At 49.3% G+C, this 15,115-nt stretch carries 26 protein-coding genes and 1 tRNA gene; 13 read left to right on the plus strand and 14 right to left on the minus strand.

Annotated elements, in window-relative coordinates; all coding sequences use genetic code 11:
- Positions 1-3: 3 nt before the first annotated feature.
- The 5 genes from ACXJJC_RS08660 to ACXJJC_RS08680 form a co-directional block, all read right to left on the minus strand.
- Positions 4-471, minus strand: a complete 468-nt coding sequence (locus ACXJJC_RS08660; RefSeq protein ID WP_456371042.1) for a hypothetical protein — start codon at positions 469-471, stop codon at positions 4-6.
- Positions 468-1,490, minus strand: a complete 1,023-nt coding sequence (locus ACXJJC_RS08665; protein ID WP_456371044.1) for a signal peptidase I — start codon at positions 1,488-1,490, stop codon at positions 468-470. Before ACXJJC_RS08665 ends, ACXJJC_RS08660 begins: the two co-directional genes overlap by 4 nt.
- A gap of 30 nt (positions 1,491-1,520) precedes the next feature.
- Entirely contained in the window at positions 1,521-2,066 is a 546-nt protein-coding gene (locus ACXJJC_RS08670; protein ID WP_456371045.1) for a DUF1102 domain-containing protein, read from the minus strand.
- A 14-nt stretch (positions 2,067-2,080) separates the two neighbouring features.
- On the minus strand, positions 2,081-2,668 hold the full coding sequence (locus tag ACXJJC_RS08675; protein ID WP_456371046.1) for a DUF1102 domain-containing protein: 588 nt from the start codon (positions 2,666-2,668) through the stop codon (positions 2,081-2,083).
- Between the two features lie 82 nt (positions 2,669-2,750).
- On the minus strand, positions 2,751-3,050 hold the full coding sequence (locus tag ACXJJC_RS08680; RefSeq protein WP_456371047.1) for a DUF7344 domain-containing protein: 300 nt from the start codon (positions 3,048-3,050) through the stop codon (positions 2,751-2,753).
- A gap of 122 nt (positions 3,051-3,172) precedes the next feature.
- On the opposite strand from ACXJJC_RS08680, the gene ACXJJC_RS08685 reads away from it, so the two are divergent.
- A complete protein-coding gene (locus ACXJJC_RS08685; RefSeq protein ID WP_456371048.1) occupies positions 3,173-4,012 on the plus strand; it encodes a DMT family transporter in 840 nt (279 codons plus the stop codon).
- Between the two features lie 82 nt (positions 4,013-4,094).
- Complete coding sequence (gene speE / locus ACXJJC_RS08690; protein WP_456371049.1) at positions 4,095-4,919, plus strand: polyamine aminopropyltransferase; 825 nt, start codon at positions 4,095-4,097, stop codon at positions 4,917-4,919.
- 2 nt (positions 4,920-4,921) lie between these two features.
- On the opposite strand, the gene ACXJJC_RS08695 is transcribed toward speE, so the two are convergent.
- Positions 4,922-5,662 carry a tRNA (adenine-N1)-methyltransferase gene (locus ACXJJC_RS08695; RefSeq protein ID WP_456371050.1) on the minus strand — a complete coding sequence of 247 codons (741 nt, stop codon included), beginning with the start codon at positions 5,660-5,662 and terminating at the stop codon, positions 4,922-4,924.
- The gene (locus ACXJJC_RS08700; RefSeq protein ID WP_456371051.1) at positions 5,659-5,988 is read right to left on the minus strand and encodes a nascent polypeptide-associated complex protein; all 330 of its coding nucleotides are present in this window, start codon (positions 5,986-5,988) and stop codon (positions 5,659-5,661) included. Before ACXJJC_RS08700 ends, ACXJJC_RS08695 begins: the two co-directional genes overlap by 4 nt.
- A gap of 897 nt (positions 5,989-6,885) precedes the next feature.
- Here ACXJJC_RS08700 and ACXJJC_RS08705 point away from each other — a divergent pair.
- From ACXJJC_RS08705 to ACXJJC_RS08720, 4 genes are all read left to right on the plus strand, one after another.
- Positions 6,886-6,957 (plus strand) — tRNA-Arg (locus tag ACXJJC_RS08705).
- An 81-nt stretch (positions 6,958-7,038) separates the two neighbouring features.
- A complete protein-coding gene (locus ACXJJC_RS08710; protein WP_456371052.1) occupies positions 7,039-7,212 on the plus strand; it encodes a hypothetical protein in 174 nt (57 codons plus the stop codon).
- The gene (locus tag ACXJJC_RS08715) at positions 7,202-7,372 is read left to right on the plus strand and encodes an AAA family ATPase (RefSeq protein WP_456371054.1); all 171 of its coding nucleotides are present in this window, start codon (positions 7,202-7,204) and stop codon (positions 7,370-7,372) included. Before ACXJJC_RS08710 ends, ACXJJC_RS08715 begins: the two co-directional genes overlap by 11 nt.
- Positions 7,373-7,379: 7 nt before the next feature.
- Entirely contained in the window at positions 7,380-7,619 is a 240-nt protein-coding gene (locus tag ACXJJC_RS08720; RefSeq protein WP_456371056.1) for a hypothetical protein, read from the plus strand.
- A gap of 35 nt (positions 7,620-7,654) precedes the next feature.
- On the opposite strand, the gene ACXJJC_RS08725 is transcribed toward ACXJJC_RS08720, so the two are convergent.
- A complete protein-coding gene (locus ACXJJC_RS08725) occupies positions 7,655-8,158 on the minus strand; it encodes a PIN domain-containing protein (RefSeq protein WP_456371057.1) in 504 nt (167 codons plus the stop codon).
- Positions 8,143-8,442: a UPF0175 family protein gene (locus tag ACXJJC_RS08730; RefSeq protein WP_456371078.1), complete on the minus strand. Its 300-nt coding sequence runs from the start codon at positions 8,440-8,442 to the stop codon at positions 8,143-8,145. Before ACXJJC_RS08730 ends, ACXJJC_RS08725 begins: the two co-directional genes overlap by 16 nt.
- Positions 8,443-8,587: 145 nt before the next feature.
- Here ACXJJC_RS08730 and ACXJJC_RS08735 point away from each other — a divergent pair, with 145 nt between their 5' ends.
- The gene (locus tag ACXJJC_RS08735; protein ID WP_456371058.1) at positions 8,588-9,112 is read left to right on the plus strand and encodes a c-type cytochrome; all 525 of its coding nucleotides are present in this window, start codon (positions 8,588-8,590) and stop codon (positions 9,110-9,112) included.
- Here the strand turns inward: ACXJJC_RS08735 and ACXJJC_RS08740 are convergent.
- Entirely contained in the window at positions 9,109-9,723 is a 615-nt protein-coding gene (locus ACXJJC_RS08740) for a class I SAM-dependent methyltransferase (protein WP_456371060.1), read from the minus strand. The two genes, ACXJJC_RS08735 and ACXJJC_RS08740, sit on opposite strands and share 4 nt — an antisense overlap.
- A 51-nt stretch (positions 9,724-9,774) precedes the next feature.
- Between ACXJJC_RS08740 and ACXJJC_RS08745 the strand changes: the two genes are divergently transcribed.
- The 6 genes from ACXJJC_RS08745 to ACXJJC_RS08770 are packed head-to-tail and all read left to right on the plus strand — an operon-like array spanning position 9,775 to position 12,433.
- Positions 9,775-10,248, plus strand: a complete 474-nt coding sequence (locus ACXJJC_RS08745) for a DUF411 domain-containing protein (protein WP_456371062.1) — start codon at positions 9,775-9,777, stop codon at positions 10,246-10,248.
- 40 nt (positions 10,249-10,288) lie between these two features.
- On the plus strand, positions 10,289-10,723 hold the full coding sequence (locus ACXJJC_RS08750; RefSeq protein ID WP_456371064.1) for a hypothetical protein: 435 nt from the start codon (positions 10,289-10,291) through the stop codon (positions 10,721-10,723).
- On the plus strand, positions 10,720-11,256 hold the full coding sequence (locus ACXJJC_RS08755; RefSeq protein WP_456371065.1) for a hypothetical protein: 537 nt from the start codon (positions 10,720-10,722) through the stop codon (positions 11,254-11,256). The genes ACXJJC_RS08750 and ACXJJC_RS08755 overlap by 4 nt, the downstream gene beginning before the upstream one ends.
- A 47-nt stretch (positions 11,257-11,303) precedes the next feature.
- Positions 11,304-12,044 (plus strand): metallophosphoesterase family protein, encoded by a 741-nt coding sequence (locus ACXJJC_RS08760; protein ID WP_456371067.1) that lies wholly within the window; start codon positions 11,304-11,306, stop codon positions 12,042-12,044.
- A 27-nt stretch (positions 12,045-12,071) separates the two neighbouring features.
- The gene (locus ACXJJC_RS08765) at positions 12,072-12,248 is read left to right on the plus strand and encodes an arsenate reductase/protein-tyrosine-phosphatase family protein (protein ID WP_456371068.1); all 177 of its coding nucleotides are present in this window, start codon (positions 12,072-12,074) and stop codon (positions 12,246-12,248) included.
- Positions 12,245-12,433 (plus strand): hypothetical protein, encoded by a 189-nt coding sequence (locus ACXJJC_RS08770; protein ID WP_456371070.1) that lies wholly within the window; start codon positions 12,245-12,247, stop codon positions 12,431-12,433. Before ACXJJC_RS08765 ends, ACXJJC_RS08770 begins: the two co-directional genes overlap by 4 nt.
- On the opposite strand, the gene ACXJJC_RS08775 is transcribed toward ACXJJC_RS08770, so the two are convergent.
- From ACXJJC_RS08775 to ACXJJC_RS08790, 4 genes are all read right to left on the minus strand, one after another.
- Positions 12,434-12,928: a thioredoxin fold domain-containing protein gene (locus ACXJJC_RS08775; RefSeq protein WP_456371072.1), complete on the minus strand. Its 495-nt coding sequence runs from the start codon at positions 12,926-12,928 to the stop codon at positions 12,434-12,436.
- A complete protein-coding gene (locus tag ACXJJC_RS08780) occupies positions 12,898-13,296 on the minus strand; it encodes a rhodanese-like domain-containing protein (RefSeq protein WP_456371074.1) in 399 nt (132 codons plus the stop codon). The genes ACXJJC_RS08775 and ACXJJC_RS08780 overlap by 31 nt, the downstream gene beginning before the upstream one ends.
- A gap of 45 nt (positions 13,297-13,341) precedes the next feature.
- Positions 13,342-14,775, minus strand: coding sequence for a pyruvate kinase (gene pyk, locus ACXJJC_RS08785; RefSeq protein WP_456371076.1), 1,434 nt, complete (start codon positions 14,773-14,775; stop codon positions 13,342-13,344).
- Between the two features lie 256 nt (positions 14,776-15,031).
- Positions 15,032-15,109, minus strand: a complete 78-nt coding sequence (locus ACXJJC_RS08790) for an SHOCT domain-containing protein (protein ID WP_456371080.1) — start codon at positions 15,107-15,109, stop codon at positions 15,032-15,034.
- Between the last annotated feature and the right edge of the window lie 6 nt (positions 15,110-15,115).

Raw genomic sequence — 15,115 nt, forward strand, 5'->3', positions numbered from 1 at the left:
TAATCACTCCTCACCAGATCCATCGTTTTCACAGCACCCGCCGTGCACACTCTCGTGACCTGATATTGTTAGTGTGCACGCGTTTATCAAAGCAGAACCACCGCTCCATGTTGCAACGATCTGCAGATTCGCTGTGAAGTTGCCGTGATGCTCTGATACCGTACCGCTTATCGTTGCTGTCTCGCCCGGGTACAGCAATGTGGGGTTGCCGAATTCCACGAGGTTCGAGTCCGAGTAAATGTGTACCTCTACGATTCTGTCAAGGTTGTTCGTGAGTGTCATCTCCACGCCACCATCACAGCCATGCGAACTACCGTCTGACGGGCAGCTGAAGGCGATGTACGAGCTGCTGCTGTCCACAACCTGATACAGAGCTTTCCTCTCGCCGTCAAACTCCCTGAAATTTCCACTCGAACCGAATACAAGCGTTGCACTCAGCACGAGTAGAATGATTCCATAAACTGCTTTCATATTTTTAACCTCCTCTTTCTTTTTCTCAAAACGATGTATTCCTCCCTCATCCCGGATAACATGTACAGTACGGACAGCAGAACGAGTATTGATGCAATCTGCACCGCGAGTGGCATGTACGGGGATATGCTGTAAAGCTCTTCCGTTACAGATAATGGTAACAGCGGTAGGTAAGCATAGACCTCCACCCCATCGCGGTAAATCCTGGTATCTTCAGGAACGTTCACATCAAACACAATGCTTCTGCTCTCTCCCGGGCCAATGTATGACATTTCCTCACCTTTAATACCCTGCTCTCTGTCGAAGAAGAACACCATGGGGTATTTTGCGCCATTTTCGAACGTCATCGTCTTTTCAAACGTCGTCCCCGGGAGATACCACCCGTCCTGCTGATTGCCTGCAAGAGTCGAGGCGTAGCTGAACGACAGCGATCCCCAGGAAAGCATCGTGGAGATTACGACTGCCAGTATCAGGATAGACGAAGCAACACCGTAGAATAGGCCAGCAGAGACCTTCACCTTTTTCCTGTCCTTTTTCTTTTTTTCGCTTTTTCCGAATGCAACAAAAGCGAGGCTGATGAGAATACCAGCAAGAATCAGGCTGTTCGAGTGAAGCGCGTCAATCACAGCTCCTGCCTTCGGCATCGTGATGGGCGATCCGGAGAATGTGACGACACTCCCGATTACGTCCTCCTCGCTGATTGGCGGGTTCTTTCCACCCTGCTGGTCTGTGGCTATGTTGTTGTCTCCTTTGGTTATGTACGCTCCACCTTCCATGGCGTAAACTCTGTGCACGACGTACATGTCCCCCATCCTGAAAACGACGATGTCTCCGACACCCCCTTTGGAAAAGGGATTGATGAAAAACAGGTCTCCGACGCCTATTGTTGGCTCCATGCTTTCAGAGATTGCGTATGAGAACAAAACCGGTCTGTTGAGTGCGAGACCTGCGGCTGATGATATGAGGAAAATAAATGCGATCACAATGAACATGTTGCCGAAAACTGACGAAACTTTCATAGCGGCCTACCTAACAAAAAATTAAAAAATTTAAGTTTCACAGGCACCGGCTTCGGCGCCTATTGTCATCGAATTAATCTCGTATGTTCCAAGTTCAAGGCCATAGTTGTCGAATATCATGCCGACAGCTACAGGTGAGCCGTGCTCGACCGTGAACTGAAGCTGCGTGCCATATGTTGCGGATTCGTTGTACTCTCCTGTGAAGAGAGTTATCTCGCTGTTAGCGGGAACCGATATTGAAACGCATATAGGGTAGTCAGTCTCGTTGTTCTCCCAGAGCTCGTTGCTCACGGCAAAGACCTCTTCAAACACATACGTCGTGTTGGGGCTCAAACCCTGTCCGAAGCCAAGGGACTCATTGTAGTTCTGGTTGCTGGCGCTCAGCTCCACCGTTAACTTACCGTTGTTCAGGTAAGCGTACGGCTGAAGCGGAGTCAGGTCGATGAACTCGTTATCGTCGGCAACTATGGCAGTCGTAACGCTTCTGTCTGCCTCATAGTACCTGAAATTCGCTCCAGCACTCATCGCAAGTATCAGACCGGCAATGAGGAGCGTTATCCCGAAAAGTTTATTCATATCACATCACCTCTTTACTCCTGCCCGCAGTCGCTAAGCTCTGCTGGCTCCGTTCCAATCCTGTACGCCTTGAGTGTCATTGAGTCATCCCAGACGTCTCCCGGGCTGTCTCCATTGGCATTGAGATCGACACCTATTTTCACGTCATCTCCCGGCTGGACGACGAAGCAAACGTCGTCTCTCGCACTGTCAGATGCTGTAGCTTCTTGACCATTATCAACTGCATAGACTCCACCTTCATGTCCGTAGAATTCCACACGGCTGTCTGAGCTTGTTATTCTCACGACTATCGGGAACTGCTCCCAGAGGTCGTTGCTGACCGCAAACACTTCATCAAAATTGTACTCACTTGCAGGACTAATTCCATCTCCATACCCCGGATAGTTCGGGTTGTTTGCTGAGAAGTCGATCGCAAGCATTCCATCCTCGCCTATGTATGCGTACGGCTGAATGGGTGTCAGGTCGATCAATTCTGTGTCGTCTGTGACTACTGTCCAGTGGAGGCTTCTACTAGCGTTGTAGTCGCTGAAGTTTGCCCCCACACCGAGAATAATCGCCAGGGTAGCGAAAATTCCCAGCAATCCAATTCCAGTTTTTTTCATCTTTTCAACTCCTTTTAACTTTGCAAACTCGTTGCAATCAAACGTTGTCACAGGATGTACTCAGTTAATTGCCACTTAACCATCACCTGAAAACGGAGCCAAACGACTCTAAGAAAGACAGAAGGTCTTCAAACAGCTTTGAATTGACGATGAAGACTACATCACGCTCTCTCTCAACCAGTCCCGCACGCTCGAGAGTTGGGATGTGGGTCTGCATGAGGCTCACGTAAACGCTTTTCCTGAACTTCCCCGAGGTGTTGTTGCTTTTCTCGCAGATGTACTCGGTGATATCCGAAACGCTGCCACGTCCGTCGTTTTTCAGCAGATATATCACTGTCAGCATTCTTCTCTCGTTTCCGAGAATCTCTGATAAATTTGCCATTAACTTTATTGTCTGGCTCGTTGTATATAGTTAATTGTATAAAGTCCATCAGAAAATAATTATTATGAGGTTTATATCTCGCGTAAAGCACATTTAAAAAGCTTTAAACCAAATGAGACCTGATGAGTTTGGTGATACTCGGAACGTTTCTCGCGCTAATTTCAGCGATCTGCTGGGGTGCGGGAGGTGTCATCTTCAAGCTCGGACTGCGGAACGTGAGCGAGTACTCGGGAAACCTTATCAGGAGTGTGTTTGCCGTCGCATTTCTTCTCCCTCTCGTGGTGATAAAGGGCATCGAGCCACTCAGCCTGAAACTCGTCATGCTGATCGTCATCTCGACTGTCTTCTCTTTCTTCATAGGTGACCTGCTCTACTTCACAGCGCTGAAGAACTCTCCCGTTAGCTACGCTTTGCCGCTGGCCTCCACGTACCCTGTATTCGTGGCGGTGATGGACAACCTTGTCTACGGCTACGCCGTCACGACCAACGTAATAGCGGCCTCTATCTTGACTCTGCTCGCCGTAATCGTCCTTCCGAAGGAGGGCGGGAAGTTCACGCTGAAGAGCCTTACGGCCTTGTTTGCCTCTCTGTCTTGGGCAGTGTCCATCGTCACTCTCGACTACCTGACCGATCACCTCTCTCCAGTCACACTCGCGTTTCTGAGGCTCCTCCTGAACTCAGCGATGCTTTACGCGATGGTCAGGAGGTTTGAGGTGGACAGGAACACCCTGCTTTACATGGGACTGCTTGGAGGACTGATCTCCGTCACGGGCATACTGTCCTTTGTAACGTCGGTGAGCCTGATAGGGAGCAACATGGTCTCACCCATCTCCGCCACGTCTCCCGTGATAGGTGCGATGGTTGGAAAGGTATTTCTTAAGGAAAAGCTAACCGTAAGGCACGGATTGGCGATGGGGCTCGTGTTTGCATCTGTAATCGCCCTCTCGCTGCGGCCCCGATGATGACTACTCCCGCCACTGAGGTGTGATGACAAGTCGCCAATCTGAGGGGCATGATTTAAATCCTGAAGGGAGTGTGGCAGGCATGGAGTGGTTCGAGGAGCTCTACGGTAACACGGGAATAAAGATCAGGGTCAGGGAGAAAATAGTGGACTTTCACAGTAAGTACCAGCACATTCAGGTCTTCGAAACCTGCGATTTCGGAAGGATGCTCGTTCTTGATGGCAAGATCCAGCTCACCGAAAGGGATGAGCCCTTTTATCATGAAATGCTCGTCCACGTTCCCATGTTCTCTCACCGAAATCCGGAGAAGGTTCTGATTGTTGGAGGAGGTGACGGGGGGAGTTTGCGGGAGGTGCTGAAGCACGACGTCGACGAGGTTGTGGTGGTCGAGCTGGATGAAGATGTTGTGAGGGTTTCGAGGGAGCTCATAGGTATTGACTGCGGGGCTTTTGACGATCCGAGGGTGACGCTTCTGATCGAGGACGGGATAGAGTTTGTGAGAAGCGCGGGTGAGAAATTCGACGTGATGATCGTCGATGGAACGGATCCGAACCCGTACAGTGAGCACATTATTTCCGAGGAGTTTTACGGAATGTGCAGGAAGATTTCAGACGTCTTCGCCACCCAGAGCCAGTCTCCGTTCGTTCAGCAGGAGTACTTCAAGACAATGCTGGCAAACATTTCCAGGGTTATGGATGTGAGGGTGTACACGAACTTCGTCCCCACCTATCCTCTCGGGCTGTGGAGCTACATGCTCCACTCTCCCGAATATCCGGATGCTGAAGAGCTGAGGAGAAGGTTCGAGAGCAGAGAGGTTGAGACGGTTCACTACAACCCTGAGCTGCACGTTGCAAGCTTCGCTCTCCCAGAGTGGCTGAGAAAAATCGTTGATGGTCTGGAGGGCTGAGGTCAGATCTTCCTGCCGATAACCACGAATCCGGTATGGAATATGTCCGTGAATGGCCTCGTTCCTACCCTCCTGAATTCGAGGTTCACCTTGATCAGCTCAAACCCCTCGACATCTCTGAATCCCACCTCAAGCATCCTCTCGTAGACAGCTCTCGCATGCTCGATGTACGGGTTGTAGACGGCAAGGAACCCCGCCTCTCTCAGTATCCTGTGCGCTACGGGAATCATCTCCACGTCGTTTTTCATGTCGAGGAACACAAGGTCAAACTCCTTTTTGAAGCCCTCGGCGATCTGGACCGCATCTCCAACAATCTGGTGTATGTTCTTGAGGCCGGCCATCCTGAAGTTTTCCCTCGCAATCTCCGCAAACTCGGGCCTCTTCTCTATCGTGATTACATCTCCGTACTTGTTGAAGTAGGCGAAATATGCTGCGGTGACTCCACTCCCCGTCCCGGCGTCGAGGATCAGCGAGTCGGGCTGCAGACCCGCGTGTGCAATTATCATACCTATGTCCTTCGGCATTACGGGCGTGGCCTTCTTTCTGAAAAGCCTGAAAAAGTCTGAAGCCCTGAAGGGCAGAATCTTGAACTCCACCCCGAGGTGGCTCGAAACCGAATCTCCGTATTTCTTGTTCTTAAGCTCGTCGAGCCTGATTATTCCCTTGTGGGTGTGAAGCTCTCCGCTAAACTCGTTTACCAGGTAGAAATTTCTGCCGCTTTTCAGAACTACGGGTGGCTTCATTCTTCCGTCAGCTTAAGCAGAGCCTCGGCAATATCACCTTTCGCCTCTTCGAGAGCCCTCCTCGCATCATCCTCACTGACTCCAGCCTGCTCTGCGACCAGCTTTACGTCATCTTCGCTTATCACAATTCTCTCTCTAACCTCGTAATCACCAGAGATCTGGAAGGTTTCTACACCTTTAGCGGTGATTCTCACGACAGACGGGTTTTTGAAGACCCATTCTTCTCCCCTGGTGACTATTATTACCTCCTCAGCCTCGATCTCGTCCATCTCTATTCCCATCTGTTTCATCATTTTCTTCATCTGCTTGGGGTTCATTGGCATCATTGTTCTGGAGTTCGTGCGGGAATTAAAAAATGTAATGGTGGCGCCTGCTCACTCGTAAATTTTTCAGCTGTTCCATTGTCGGTGTGGATGTGGCTTCACGAAGGGTGTTTGGGGGTTGTTGAAACAGGAAGTGCTGCGTTGTGGTGGGAGAGAAGGAGGCCGGAGCCGTGAAATCTCCGGGAGACGGGATGGATATCAGTCGGGCTGTGCGGTGGATGGGAAAATGCTCCCGTTACGGGGCACTCATGATGGGGGGTCCGGATTCGGTGCAATCATCCCGCACTCTGGAGAGACACGGTGTTTGACGCGCTTGTGATGCTGGAAGAAAGGAGACCGATCCCGAATCAAAGACCTCTCTTCGAGGCGAGGTACATAATGGCCAACGACGAGTCACCACTTCTGACATCCGGACGGAGCGCGCATCTTGGTGTCTACTGGAGCAGGGTGTGAGATCCACACCAGATTGGAGACACGCTTGTGCATACGGGTGGGGAGAGGCTGAAGAGGTTTCACCGGACGGTCCCCGGAACGGCAGAACCTATCCTGTTGATGCTGCTGGTGTGACATTCAGCATGCGGAGCTCAGAGAACCGGACATTCTGTGAGCAGGGTAACTCATCGGCTTTTACCACGTGCACGAGCGAAATTCAGAACCTTTTCGGGAATACCGGAAAGCGAGGCGTCGATCCAGAATAGTTTTTCTTTCGGACTGAACCTAAGTGGACACTGAGGGTGTTACATCTTTACACTTGGTATTTGCCCACACCCATCGTCCTACGAAACTCTTTTCTAACCCTCGACATAAATCCTCCAAAGTCGTCTGGCTTGGTGCTGTACCGGCAGTGATGCCATCAAAACGTTGCTCACTCGGGATGGGATGTCGGATGATTGGATTTACGCCCCCGTAGGGTAGTGGATATCCTGAGGGTCTCCGGAACCCTCGACCCGGGTTCAATTCCCGGCGGGGGCGCTCCTTTTTCCGGTTATATTCCCTACCATGACTTTCAGTCCGCTCTCTACAGATACAAGCTTTTTTCTTCCTGTTTTAACCATGCTTGGAGTTGAAAGAAAACCCTATCTGGTGGGTGTGGTATCTAAGGAAAAACTCAGAGACTGGCTGAATTCCCTCCCTGAGACGGCAAGGGACAGAGAGCCAGCAGAGATTCTGGCTGTTGTCTTCATTGTGGAAACAGTGAAGAGAGGTGAGGGCAGAAATGCCAGATGAGGCAAAGAAGCTCGTTGGCTTCTCAGGACCTTCAGGTTCGGGCAAGACAACCCTCGTCAACAGGCTTGCTGAAAAGCTCGAATGCGGAAAGGTGACGGAAGTAGCAACAGAGGTTTTCAGAAAGTGGGGGGGAGAAACACGGATTCAAAAGTCTGGCTGAGATCAGGATGTACTCCCCAACAGAATTCCAGCTTGAGGTTCTGCAGGAGTTTGAGTTCGAGAACATGGAGGGAATGAAGCTCGATTCTGACAGCGTAACCCTGTTTCCCTTACTTCTCGCTATCCTGTTGGCTTTTGGCATATCAGTTGCTTACAGGCTCGGTGTGGATTACCCTCCTGTCTATGCATTCTTCATTCTGATTTACTTCCTGAGGAGCAGTCTGTTCAGAGATATGAGAAAGAGTTAATTTGCTGAATATCTTTCAGGTTATCTGAGTGGAGTTTACAGACTCTCAATAATCTTCCTTGCTCTTTCATAAACGTCAACACTCAGCCACATAACACCAGCAAGTTTCTCCAGATCTCTGAGTCCATCATCCTTTGAAATCAGCCCCATTTTAACCGCTTTCACAATCAGGCCGATTGAACCCACAACCTCAACTCCAAATCCGAGAGCAAATTTCCTTGCATCTGAATCGTCCAGCAAAACAGGGATGTTGAGAGATCTGGCAAGCAAAATTGCACAGGCCTCTCCCCGGTGTATCCCCACTCTTTCAGCAAGCTCATCAGCCTGAGGCGGGTCTTCGGCAATCCTTATCCATTCAGCATCCCCAATCAGGAATGCATCAGGTTCTCCCTTTTCCTTCCCCCTGTCCACCACTTCTACCCTGACAGTTTGCGGAATAATAACCTCCTCAAAAATGTCTCCGAGAATGTTAAGTCTGCCTATTTTTGTGAGATGTATGAGAGGTCCTGCGTTGCTGACAGCTCTCATCTCATTGCCCATTCCGCATCTATCTCCAGATCTTCCAGATCGTACCTGAACGGAATGTTTCTCTTTTTAAGCTCCTCCAGAGCTTCCCTGTATGTGATGCCTGCAATTTCAGCAGCTCTCCAGAGAGAGGCTTTGCCTTCCCTGTACATCTCCATGGCTTTATTGATTCTGTACTCTCTGAGCGATTCTGTCAGAAGCTTTCTTATCAGAGTTCCCTTCTCCACTCCTTCTTCTCTGCTCAATTTTTCAATTTCCCGAATTACATCTTCGGGTAGCCTCACAGATGTCGTCACCATCTTCACAATTACATTTTATTAGAATGTTTACTTAAGGTTTTGGTTCTGGTTTCTGCTGTGCTGGGGATCAGTTAAACTCTTCTTTTGCATGGGGGCACATTCCCTTGGTAAACTGTATATATCTTGCCACCTGTAAATATTTAGCATGGAGACGAGAGATGTTTTAGTGATCCTGGCTGTTGCTGTTGCAGCATTTGCGATTGGTCTGAGCATTGCCAACATGTACTGGTACAATAAAATGCCTTACATGATGCCGTATCAGCCCATGGGTCCCGGTATGGAGAGGTATCCGGAAGCACCATATCAACCTGTTGCCGAATACAGATCGAACGGAGAGATGATATTCATGACCGGGGTCAATCAGAAAGGGGAGAGAATACCATTTGTCGACGGTCCTCAGTGGCTCTACATGCATGGTGGCGGCTGTGCGAGCTGTCACGGAACCGATGGGAAAGGTGGAGTTTATCCGATGATGTGTGGGGTCAAGACACCCGATATACGGTATTCTACACTCAATAAGACCCACGGGATGAGCGAGGAAGACATAAAGAGGGCAATAACCCAGGGTATTGGCGATGAGGGGGAAGAACTCAATCCGTGTATGCCGAGATGGCAGATGACGGAAGAGGACCTGAATGACCTCATAGAATACCTGAAACAGCTTGGCTAACTTGTTTTCTCAGCGATGACGAGTCTGAACACCGAAGTCATGAGATTTCTATCTTGGATTATTTTAAATCCTGCCTTTTTTATATTTTCCACGGTTCTTCTGTTTATCTCAGGACCAATCATTTTGAAAACAGGGTTCAGGATGTCCATCAGTTTTCCAGCCATCTCGCTTTCGCTTCTAACGTGTTCGAGAAAATATGCTTTACCCTGAGGTTTTAGCACCCGGTATACTTCCCTCAGTCCCTTAACCGGATTCTCAACCGAACAGAATACGTACGTGGATATGACCCCTTCGAATACTCCGTCTTTGAATGGGAGACTTTCCACGTCGGTTTGTACGATCTGCACTCTTTTGCCAGAACGCTTAGACCTGATTAAGGCTTTTTCGAGCATCTTTCTGCTGATGTCAATTCCCACGACATCCCACTCTCCGTAGTACTGGATGTTCTTTCCGGTTCCTATCCCTACCTCGAGGACCCTGTCTCCTTCCACTAGGTCCATCAGTTCTTTCCTCCAGCTCGAAAATGCGAGAATCTCCATGGGAGTCTCCATGAAATCGTAGAGTGTAGCGATTCTGTCGTACTTCTTTTTGTCCGAGCCTTCTTTGGACATAATTTTACATTGAATGAAAAAGTTTAATAAGTTTCCCCCCGATAGTATGATATGATCCAAAGCAGATTAATCGTTCTGGCTGTCGGGTTGCTCGTGCTGTCTGGTGCATTGCTCTACCTCAGAAACCCGTCAGGGGCAGGTACGGATGTTGCAGTGTATGATAGAGTGGTTACACTCTACAAAACCGAAAGCTGCGGGTGCTGTGAGAAGTATGTTGAGTATCTGGTTTCCAGCGGTTTTGTGGTGAATGTGGTCAATGTCGACGACCTCAAGAGCGAATTCGTCCGGCGTAACGTTCCGGAGGAAATGTACAGCTGTCACCTGTCCGAAACCGGCGGTTACTTCGTCGTGGGTCACGTCCCCGTAGAAGCAATAGAAAAGCTCGTTGAGGATAAGCCGGAGATCAGAGGCATAGCTTTGCCCGGTATGCCACCCGGATCTCCGGGCATGCCCGGTGAAAAGCAGGGGCAGTTTGTAATCTTCTCCCTTCGCGATGACGGTGTGGGAGTGTTCATGAGACTGTAATGGGAAAGCTTTTTATACAATTTTACATCTAATGAAAAATATGGAAACGAGGAGGCTGGCCCTGCTCTTGGTTGCGTTAGGAGTAATAGCAATACTGGTTTCATACAAAAACACAGGGTTTGGCGAAGAGCTGAGTGAAGAGGACCTCACCAAAGTGAGTTACGGTAACATACAGGTCACGGCGGTCTTCCTCAATCCAAAGTATCCGGATCTTGACAGGCCGTCGATATACCTGCGACTCGACACACATTCCGGAGATCTCTACTCCTATGATCTGCTTAACAGGACATTTCTCGAGGTTGGTGGGAAAAAATACGTGCCAGTTGAGTGGAAAGAGGATAAAAACTCGTGGGGCCATCACAGGTACGGAGTACTGACGTTTCCGAAAGACGCGCTGGAGAGAATAAAAGAGGAGAGAAGCTTCAAACTTGTCGTCGAGCTGGACAGTACGAGAGTTCTGGAGTGGAAAATATGATCGATAGACGGATAGGTTTCGGACTGCTTTCCTCAATACTCCTGCTGGCATTCTACACTGGCGTGAATTACCTCTCTGGTGGAGCAGATGCCGTTTACTGGAACTTCAGGGTCTACCTGCCATACATACTGGTCATAGATGCTGGCTTTGGGTTGCAGATGGCGCTGTACACGCACATAAGGCAGTTCGGCGAGAGGTGTCACGCGGTAGCGGGCACACCGATAACAGCGGGAAGCATGGTGGCTTGCTGTTTACACCATGTTACTGACCTGATTCCTTTTGCAGGAGCAGGAATCGGCCTGTTTCTCTCAGGTTACACTGAACTGTTCTTCATGATTGGCTCCGCGTCCAGTATCATCGGTGTGGCGTGGATGCTGTCGACCATCCAGAGCGGAAGACTTTACGACGATCGCGGTTTTATTAAGAAGCTCATGAGCGTGAACTACAGAACACTCAGGGATCTGATTTTTGTGGCTTCGGTCATTCTGATCTCCCTCAGGTACTACTTTTACTCACCGCAGTACTTCGGCTGAACGACTCTCTCAATTAACTTTAAAACTATTTTTTAGAAATTGCACTTATGCAGATAGTGCACATCTCGGATGTACATTTCGGTTTTGAACTTGTCAGGGATAAGGTTGAGAAAGCGATAAGGCAGATCAACGAACTTGAGCCGGATGTGGTGGTGCTCACAGGTGATATCGGTCAGTGGGGAATACATCATGAGTTCAGAGAGGCATACGAAACTCTCTCCGGCCTGGAGCCGGATCTGCTCGCGTTTCCTGGAAATCACGACGCGAGGAATGATGGGCTGAAGTATTTTCAGCTATACTTTGGCAGAAGAAAAAAGGCTGTGAAGATGGATGAAGTGGTCATCGTTGGTGTGGACAGCACGCTACCCGATACTGACGACGGGTACATCGGCCCGGAACAGAGGGAGTGGATTTCGAAGAAGGTCAGAAAGAACTGCGTGAACATCATTGCCATGCACCACCATGTGGTGCCGATACCTCACACAGGGAGAAACAGGAATGTTCTCATAGACGCTGCTGAGATTGTGGAGGCTCTGACACTTCACTGTCATGGGGGTATCGTGGTTGCGGGCCACAGGCATGTACCATACTCGACAAAGCTTCTCAGGACGCACATAATTCATGCAGGGTCTCTCAGCTCCTACAAGGTGCTCATGCCAGATCACAGCTACAACATCATCGAAATTGAGGGTGACAAGATTAACTTGAAGCTAAGGTTCGTAGACCTGGGTGAGATTGAGATAGGCACATTTACAATCAAGCCTGAGCCAGCAGACTCCATGGTCTAGTATCACAGGCTGACCTCCACGAAGAGGGTGCTGTTCGTATCGAGGAGGAACTCGTGCAGAACAAAACTGGCAGAGGCCATTTTCAACAAGGTGGCTCCCCACAACATGCGAGCACTTAGCGCTGGTCTCCATCCCGAATCGGAGCTAAATCCTCTTGCAGAGTGGATTGCAGAGAAAAAGACCTCAAACTCACCAGTCCGATGAAGATCAGCAGAGAACTCGTTGAAGATTCAGATTACGTCATTTCTCTGGACGGGGAGCTGGACGGCATCAGGATTGACGAGGTGTGGGAGCTCAAACATCCCGGGACCGGGGATGAGTGCGTGGCACTCCTCGGTGAAATAGAAAATGAGGTTCTGAGACTTATACGCCGCCTCTTTGCGGGGTGATCACTGTGTGTATGTGCTGTAAAATTTCTGAAGTGCGTAATCGAGAAATGCTATGAAAGACTTTCTTGCCAGTTCGTTGTCGGGGGTGTTTGAGTAACCTATATACGCGAGTTTCTTCCCGTTCACAGTCATTGCCGTTCCGTTTGGGTAGAGTATGTAGAATTCAGGAGTTCCTGTGGCACCGAACTTCATTGCGAGAGCTCGCTCCGTGTTGAAATCGATCTTGACGACAACAAACCTACTCATCGCTTTCTTGAGATCGTCGTATTTTGACAGATCCTCGAGAAACGCCCTGCAGACGTGACAGGTGTCGGAGTGTATGTATACCAGTACTGGTTTGTTCTCCTTTTTTGCAGTTTCAAGCCCTTTTTTGAGGCTGTAGAACTCCATGGGGTACTTTTTCATTTCGGCCTGAGTGAGCTGCTGGGAAATAAGAGACACACCGGATAGAACGAATATGGTGGCTAAGATAATGGCAATCCTTTCTTTATCCATGCGTTTATACCTCCGTCCAGGTCGTATATGTTCTTGTACCCCATCTCTGCCAGCTTCGACGCGGCCATCTTGCTCATGTGTCCGCTTCTGCAGTAGACGAGTATTTTTGTTGACTTGTCCTTTGGTAGGACATCCGAGTACTCTTCAATCCTGTTGTAGGGTATCCATGCGTCCGTTCCCGGAATGTGCTTCTGTTCTGGAATGTGTACATCTATGACAAAAACGTCTCCTTCCTGAATCATGCGGTAGAATTCTTCGGGAGGTATAGAGGTGTACGCTTTCTCTCTCGGGAAAAGCACGTAACTGTTGTAGAGGAGAAATGCGACGACTGCTCCTATCACAAGGACTGTTACCATCTTGGCGTCCATACTTTACATCTGGTGTAAATGCTAATAAATTTTTTGGGCTCTCGATCAGGGGTGCACGACATCTCCAGCCCTCAGAATCCTGATGGTGTTGGTCGTCCCGGGCCTACCAAACGGAACGCCTGAGGTGACCACGATGGTACTCGTCTCTTCAAGGTATCTCCGTTCAATGCACTCTCTGACAATCCTCTCAAGAAGCTCATCTGCAGGTTTGAGGCTGGAGATTGTGGTGAGAGGTAGGCACCCCCATACGATTGAAAGTCTTCTCAGGACTTCGCGGCTGTGGGTAGCCGCTATTATCGGAGCACGGGGCCGGTACCTGGAGATCTGGATGGCCGAAGACCCGGTTCTCGTGAACGTAATGATCGCCATCGCCCCAACATCCTCAGCCATCCGTGCGGCAGATGCAGCGATCGACTGTGTCACTGAATCTGCGGGATGGTTGCGGATGTAGCTGTAAATGGACTCGGCTTTTCTTATGATTCTGTCCATTACTCTGACCGCTTCCACTGGATGGTTTCCAGACGCGGTTTCTTCGGAGAGCATGAGCGCATCGCTACCATCAAGAACAGCGTTTGCTACATCAGTAACCTCAGCTCTCGTTGGAGAGGTCTGAACGACCATCGACTTGAGCATCTGGGTGGCGGTTATAACTGGCTTTCCGGCTCTGTTTGCAAGCTTTATTGCCTTTTTCTGGATTATTGGAATCTCCTCAACCGGCATCTCGACACCGAGATCTCCTCTGGCGACCATTATTCCATCTGCGGTTTTAATGATCTCTTCCAGATTCTCAACGGCTTCTCTCCTCTCTATTTTGGCTATGATCGGGATATCGCCTCCGATTTCGGCAATAACGTCTTTCAGCATCATGATGTCTTTTGCAGACCTGACAAATGACATCGCAACCCAGTCTATGCCCACCCTTACTCCAAACTTCAGGTCTTCTATGTCCTTCTCCGTAATGGGTGGAAGACTGATTTTTTCCGGCAGAGTCATCCCCTTATACGACGTGAGGTACCCGCCTTCAATTACCTCGGCTGTCGCTTCCTTTTCCCCGGCATTGAGAATTTTAAGCCTGATAGATCCGTCGGCAAGGTGAACAGTGTCCCCTTTTTTCAGAATGCTCAGGATTTCTGGTCGGTTGATGGGTATTGACGCCCCGTCATCATCACTTCCGGATGTAAGCTTAATCCTGTCTCCCCTGTGCAGAGTTAGCGGCGTTCTGAGTCTTCCAATTCTCACCTTCGCTCCCGAAAGGTCCATGAGTACCGCAACAGGTTTTGCTGATTTTTCAGAAGCTTTCCTGATTCTTTCAATTAGCTTTTTATGATACTCGTGTGTTCCAAATGACATGTTGAGCCTTGCTACGTCCATCCCAGCTTCTGTTAGTTTTTCTATGGTTTCCCGAGATTCCGAAGCGGGCCCTATCGTGCACACAATTTTTGTTCTCCTCACTCGAGCGAGCTTGCTGGAGGATTCCATCAATCAGATAATTTGTTTGAAACCTAATTAATTTAACCCGCAACTGGTTAAAAAATTAGAAAAATCTGTACCTGAATTTCATGCACACGAGCTGTGACACTTGCAGATTCCGGTTTTCCTTCTGCTTACCTTCACGATTTTCATGGTATTAATTTTTCATTAAATGTATAATAATCTTTCGGTCAGAACAGGTGCCCGTGTGGTGTGTTATGAGCTCGGGATATCGGAGACGTGCTGGACGTGATCTTCGGGTGAACTATCTCAGAAGTTCTTCTTTGAGCTTCCTGTACTCCTCGGCATCAATCTCTCCCCTCGCAAACCTCTCGTCCAGTATTCTGAG

The organism is Geoglobus sp. (assembly GCF_054018175.1).